Origin of the sequence: Arthrobacter sp. Hiyo1 (assembly GCF_001263615.2) — a bacterium.
Classification (GTDB): Bacteria; Actinomycetota; Actinomycetes; order Actinomycetales; family Micrococcaceae; genus Arthrobacter.
On sequence record NZ_DF952470.1, the window covers coordinates 416,075 to 420,924 of the forward strand.

The 4,850-nt window shown below is 64.3% G+C and carries 5 protein-coding genes and 2 pseudogenes; 4 read left to right on the top strand and 3 right to left on the bottom strand.

The window, feature by feature from the left end; translation table 11 throughout:
* A pseudogene (locus tag AHiyo1_RS10770) lies at positions 1-391 on the top strand (macro domain-containing protein); the annotation flags it as partial.
* Between the two features lie 21 nt (positions 392-412).
* Here the strand turns inward: AHiyo1_RS10770 and AHiyo1_RS10775 are convergent.
* On the bottom strand, positions 413-853 hold the full coding sequence (locus AHiyo1_RS10775) for an SRPBCC family protein (protein ID WP_059388564.1): 441 nt from the start codon (positions 851-853) through the stop codon (positions 413-415).
* Positions 854-1,282: 429 nt separating this feature from the next.
* Positions 1,283-2,228, bottom strand: a pseudogene (locus tag AHiyo1_RS10780) (RluA family pseudouridine synthase).
* 89 nt (positions 2,229-2,317) lie between these two features.
* Between AHiyo1_RS10780 and AHiyo1_RS10785 the strand changes: the two are divergent.
* Together AHiyo1_RS10785 and AHiyo1_RS10790 are read left to right on the top strand one after the other, a co-directional pair.
* Positions 2,318-2,956 carry an ArsR/SmtB family transcription factor gene (locus AHiyo1_RS10785; RefSeq protein WP_059388565.1) on the top strand — a complete coding sequence of 213 codons (639 nt, stop codon included), beginning with the start codon at positions 2,318-2,320 and terminating at the stop codon, positions 2,954-2,956.
* The gene (locus AHiyo1_RS10790; RefSeq protein ID WP_059388566.1) at positions 2,949-3,641 is read left to right on the top strand and encodes an SRPBCC family protein; all 693 of its coding nucleotides are present in this window, start codon (positions 2,949-2,951) and stop codon (positions 3,639-3,641) included. The genes AHiyo1_RS10785 and AHiyo1_RS10790 overlap by 8 nt, the downstream gene beginning before the upstream one ends.
* A 28-nt stretch (positions 3,642-3,669) precedes the next feature.
* Here the strand turns inward: AHiyo1_RS10790 and AHiyo1_RS10795 are convergent, their stop codons facing one another.
* Positions 3,670-4,245, bottom strand: a complete 576-nt coding sequence (locus AHiyo1_RS10795) for a TetR-like C-terminal domain-containing protein (RefSeq protein ID WP_059388567.1) — start codon at positions 4,243-4,245, stop codon at positions 3,670-3,672.
* Positions 4,246-4,337: 92 nt separating this feature from the next.
* Between AHiyo1_RS10795 and AHiyo1_RS10800 the strand changes: the two genes are divergently transcribed.
* On the top strand, positions 4,338-4,826 hold the full coding sequence (locus AHiyo1_RS10800; protein ID WP_059388568.1) for a DUF4188 domain-containing protein: 489 nt from the start codon (positions 4,338-4,340) through the stop codon (positions 4,824-4,826).
* The last annotated feature ends 24 nt before the right edge of the window (positions 4,827-4,850 follow it).

A 4,850-nucleotide genomic window follows, 5' to 3' on the forward strand; every position in this document is an offset into this window, starting at 1 on the left:
CCGCGTGCATGGAGGTGCGCGAACGGTACCCGGACGGGCTGCCCGTGGGCCAAGCCGTGGCTACCCCCGGGTTCAAATTGCCTGCCGATGGGTGATCCACACCGTTGGCCCCAACCGCCACGCGGGCCAGAACGATCCGGAACTGCTGTCGTCGTGTTTCCGCGAGAGCCTGAAAGTGGCAGCGTCCCTCGGAGCGAGTTCCGTTGCGTTCCCCGCAATCAGCGCGGGGGTCTACGGCTGGGACGCGCGCGAGGTCGCCGCGGTAGCGCTCGACGCCGTCAGCCGGCTCGACGTCGAAAGCTCCAGCGGGCTGGAACTCGTCGAATTTGTGCTGTTCAGTGCGGAGACGACCGACGTGTTCCGGAGCGTGTTCGGGGCTTCGGACGGGTGAGGGCACGCTTTCGCAGCGGCGTCAGACGGACTGCGCCTCAAGCACGGACTTCAACTGCCCTAGCTGTCCGACTTCCGACTCCATGGTCTTGGTGATCATCGAGCCCATGAGCTTCATGAAGCCCTTGGGCTGGAGATCCAAGGCAAACCGAACGGTGGTGCCGCCGTCGGCCTCGTTCAGGGTGAAGGATCCTGTTGGGCGGGCGGGGCCCGCGATGACCTGGAAATCGAGCCGCTTGCCCGGCTCGGCCGCGGTGATCTCGTAATCGCCGGCGATCGTGCGACCACCGGGGCCAGCCATCGTTTGCGAGTACACGGCACCCTTGTTGCCTGCTTCTCCGCTTGCGAGGGCGACATTCTTCACGCCCGGACGCCACAGCTTATTGTTCAGCCCGTCCGCGAGGAAGGCGTAGACGTCGTTTGCGGGGCGGTTGATCGAGACTTCGTTTTCAGCGTGGGCCATGTGGTTCCTTTTCGCGAGACCGAACACCGCCCGCGGTTGTCGGGCCGGCAAAACCGAGCATATACGCCGGTCCGCTTGGCAACTCGGGAACGCGCCATTTTTCGCCGTCCCCGGATCCTGAACACCCGTCCCCGACGCTCGCTCGGGTATGTGGGTGTTTGGCGGGACGCTCGCTCACATATGTGGGTGTTTGGCGGGACGCTCGCTCGGGTATGTGGGTGTTTGGCCCGACGCTCGCTCACATATGTGGGTGTTTGGCCCGACGCTCGCGCGGGTACGACCCCAAGCTGAACATGTTCCTCATTTTGGGTGAGCGAGCGTCCCGGGAAGGGCCGTCATTTGTGAGCGATGGTTTGGGGGAAAGCCGTTATGGGTGAGCGAGCGTCCCGGGAAAGGGCGCCATATGTGAGCGATGGTTTGGGGGGAGGGTCAGGCGGGGTGGGCTTCGCCTAGCTCGAGACGGCTCCGGTATTCCACGGGTTGCTTGCTGATGGGGTCAACGAAGCGGATGCCGCGAGCGAGCAATTGCAGCGGCTTGGAGTAGTCGTCCGGGGCCTTGTCCAGGAGTTCGGGATAGAACGCGTCGTTCACGATTCCCAGCCGAGCGAAGCCATGTGCACGCGAAGCTGGTGGGTCTTGCCGGTGTGGGGCTCAAGCCGGTAGAGCGCCCGGCGGGCGGCGCCGCCGTCGTGAGTGCCGCCGTCGAACGTTCTCAGCAGCTCAATGCGGGTTTCCGCGTTGGGTTCGCCGTCGATCACCTCGGCGAGAAGGTAGCTGCGGGATTTTGTCATGCGATTGCGCACGACGGCGGGGAATTCGACGGCGGGAAAGCCCGCGGCGGGTGCCGCGGCGGAGATGCACTCGTACTCCTTTTGCACCTGCCGTTTTTCGAAGAGCACTTGGTACTTGCCGCGGGTCTCCGGATTGGTGGAGAGCAGCAACACCCCGGCAGTCATGCGGTCGAGCCGGTGCATCGGGATGAGGTCCGGCAGGTCCAGATGGTTCCGGAGACGGACGAGTGCGGATTCCTGGATGTAGGTCCCGCCCGGAGTGGTGGGCAGGAAGTGGGGCTTGTCGACGACCAGAAGGTGCTCGTCCTGGTGCAGGATGTTGATCTCCACCGGCATACGAGTCTCCGGCGGGAGCGTGCGGTAGTACCAAATGAAGGTGTGTTCTTCGAGCGGGGTGCGGCGATCAAGGGGCGCGCCGCCCTCGCCGACGATTTCGCCGGCGTCGAACCTGTCCTCGATGCCCTGGGGGTCGATATGACCCCAGCGGTGCATCATGTAGTCCATCGCGGTGTCCCAGGGCCCCTCGTCCGGGAGGCGCAGGCGGGTGGCGTTGACGCGTCGCGCACTGGAAGGGGGGATTGCATCACCGGTCCATTCTACCGGGGTTATGGCAAGGCCTCCGACGAGAAAAAAGTTCTTGACAATAAAAGTTGTCGGTAGGCAGAATGGAAGCATGTTGGACATCGAAGTGATCGAGGATCCCGCCGCGGCGGAAGCGTCGCTGGACCCGATCCGCACCCGCATTCTGCAGGAACTGGTCGAGCCGGGTTCCGCCACGCAGCTGGCGGTCAAGGTGGGCCTGCCCCGGCAGAAAGTCAACTACCATCTCAAGGCCCTCGAGCGGCATGGACTCGTCGAACTCGTGGAGGAACGGAAGAAGGGCAACGTCACCGAACGCGTTTTGCGCGCGACGGCGGCGTCGTACCTGATCTCGCCGGTGGCACTTGCATCCGTGGCGCCGGATCCCCGGCGCTTCTCGGACCGCTTTTCCGCCTTCTGGCTCCTGGCCCTCGCGGCCCGGACGGTCCAGGAGATGGGCAAGCTGATAGCCGGCGCGGCCGCGGCCAAGAAGAAGCTTGCGAGCTTCGCGATCGACGGCGAAATCACCTTCCAGTCGGCGTCGGACCGTGCCGCTTTTGCCGAGGAGCTCGCTGTCGCGGTGACCCGGCTCGTGGACAAGTACCACGACGGCGGTACCGGCGCTTCGACCGAAACCGTGAGCGGCGCACGCAAGCACCGGCTCGTCGTCGTACTTCATCCCGCACTCAAGACAACGCAGCACTCTCCAGAAAAGGAACAGGACAATGACTGACAACCGTGAATTCGAAATCGTGGCCGACACCGAACTGCCCGGCACTCCTGAACGGGTCTGGCAGGCTGTCACCCAGGACACCTCGGCCTGGATGTTTCCCACCGATCAGTGGCCGGCCGTGAAAACCGTGGACGAGTACCCCAGCCACCTTGTGACCCGGATGGACGGGCCGGACGGCTGGTTCAACCAGTTGGAGCACGTGCTCGAACCGCTCGACGGCGGCCGGGCCAAGCTCCACTATGTCCACAGCGGCATCTTCGCGGACAACTGGGAAGGGCAGTACGACGGCGCCAGCAAGCACACCGAGTTCTACCTGCACACCTTGGGCCAGTACCTTCAGTACTTCGACGGCAAGCCCGTGGTCTTCACGGACATCCAAGGCCCGGCGGCCTCGCAGACCCCCGACGGTTTCGTGCAACTGAAGAAGGCCCTCGGCGTGGACGGCGTTGCAGAGGGTTCCGCGGTTGAGGTGGACGTCGACGGCGTGGGGCGGCTGAGCGGAGAACTCGACTTCTCCAACCAGCACTTCCTGGGCCTGCGGACGGCGGACACGCTCTACCGGTTCTTTGGCCGGAACTCCTTCGGAGCACCCGTGGGCATGACGGTGCACGATTTCAGCGGCAGCGGCGATTCTGAACTGACCGCGAAGGCCTGGGGCGACTTCCTGGAGAAGGTGTACGCCTAACCCGCCCGCCAAGGGAAGCGAAGCTGGCTCAGGCTGCCCAGCCGCGTCCCACGGCATCCAACGCGGCGGCGTAGATCCCTTCCCAATCGGTTCCGGGCTCGTCCATGTTCGCAAGTTCCAGGCTCACCAGTCCGTGGACCTGTCCCCAGATGGACATGGCGATCGTCGCGGTCTCGGCGTCACGAACGGTCCCCGCTTGCTGCGCGGCGGTCACCGCTTCCATCAGGGGAAGCATCGCTTCCGAGGCGACTGCCGGCGTCGGGCTGCAGTCCACATAGCTGGCAAGTGCGCCGCCAAACATGAGCCGGTACAAGGCCGGATGTTCAAGTGCCCAGGAACGGTAGGCGAGGCCCAAGCCTCGGAGCCCACCGTTTTCGGCGAGCCGTTGCGAGTCGCCGAACGAGCGGAATCCGTCGTCGACGGCGGCCGTCAGCAACTGCGCCTTGCCGCCGAAGAGTGAGTAGACTGCCGTGGTTGAGGTCTGGGCGGCTGCGGCAACGTCGCGGAGCGTGACTCGCGCAGGGCCGTGCCGGTCAACGAGTTCGGCCGTTACCTGAAGAAGCCGCTGCCGGACGAGCTGGTCATGAACGATGGGTCTTGCCATGCCTTCAAGTGTTTCATAACATTGTTTCGTAACGACGTTATGAAACTCGACGAGCGGAACTTGAGCTACCGTTCCCAGACCGAAGGATTCGCATGGCACAGGAAATCTTCCCGGGGCGCTTCACGGCCGACACCGGGCGCGAGTCGGTGACCGTATTCCTTATCGGAATGCGGGCCAACCGTTGGTGGAAGATCGGCAAAGTGGCGCGAGTGGCATCGTCAATGCCCACCATGCTCCGCCATCTCGCAACGCATCCCGAGTCCGGACTGCTCGGGTGCGAACAGTGGTTCGGGCGCACCACCATGCTGCTCAGCTATTGGGAGAGCCCCGAGCATCTCAGGCGCTTCGCGGCGGACAGGGACTCGCCGCACTTGGCGCCCTGGCGACGCTTCATGAAGGAAGTCGCGGGAAGCGGCGACATCGGCGTGTGGCACGAAACCTACCAGGTGCCGGCGTCGGGAATCGAGGTGGTCTACAACGGCATGCCGCAGTTTGGCCTGGCCAAAGCCACCTCCCATGTCCCTGTCGGTCCGGGCACCAACACCGCCAGGCAGCGCATGGGTGCCGGGCAACCCAACTGACTCGCAGTTAATGTCGTTCTGAGG

What these genes read in the sequence shown, in the direction of transcription:
- AHiyo1_RS10795 (WP_059388567.1), bottom strand. Translation starts at nt 4,245, where the DNA reads ATGGCAAGACCCATCGTTCATGACCAGCTCGTCCGGCAGCGGCTTCTT.
- AHiyo1_RS10775 (WP_059388564.1), bottom strand. Translation starts at nt 853, where the DNA reads ATGGCCCACGCTGAAAACGAAGTCTCGATCAACCGCCCCGCAAACGAC.
- AHiyo1_RS10790 (WP_059388566.1), top strand. Translation starts at nt 2,949, where the DNA reads ATGACTGACAACCGTGAATTCGAAATCGTGGCCGACACCGAACTGCCC.
- AHiyo1_RS10785 (WP_059388565.1), top strand. Translation starts at nt 2,318, where the DNA reads ATGTTGGACATCGAAGTGATCGAGGATCCCGCCGCGGCGGAAGCGTCG.
- AHiyo1_RS10800 (WP_059388568.1), top strand. Translation starts at nt 4,338, where the DNA reads ATGGCACAGGAAATCTTCCCGGGGCGCTTCACGGCCGACACCGGGCGC.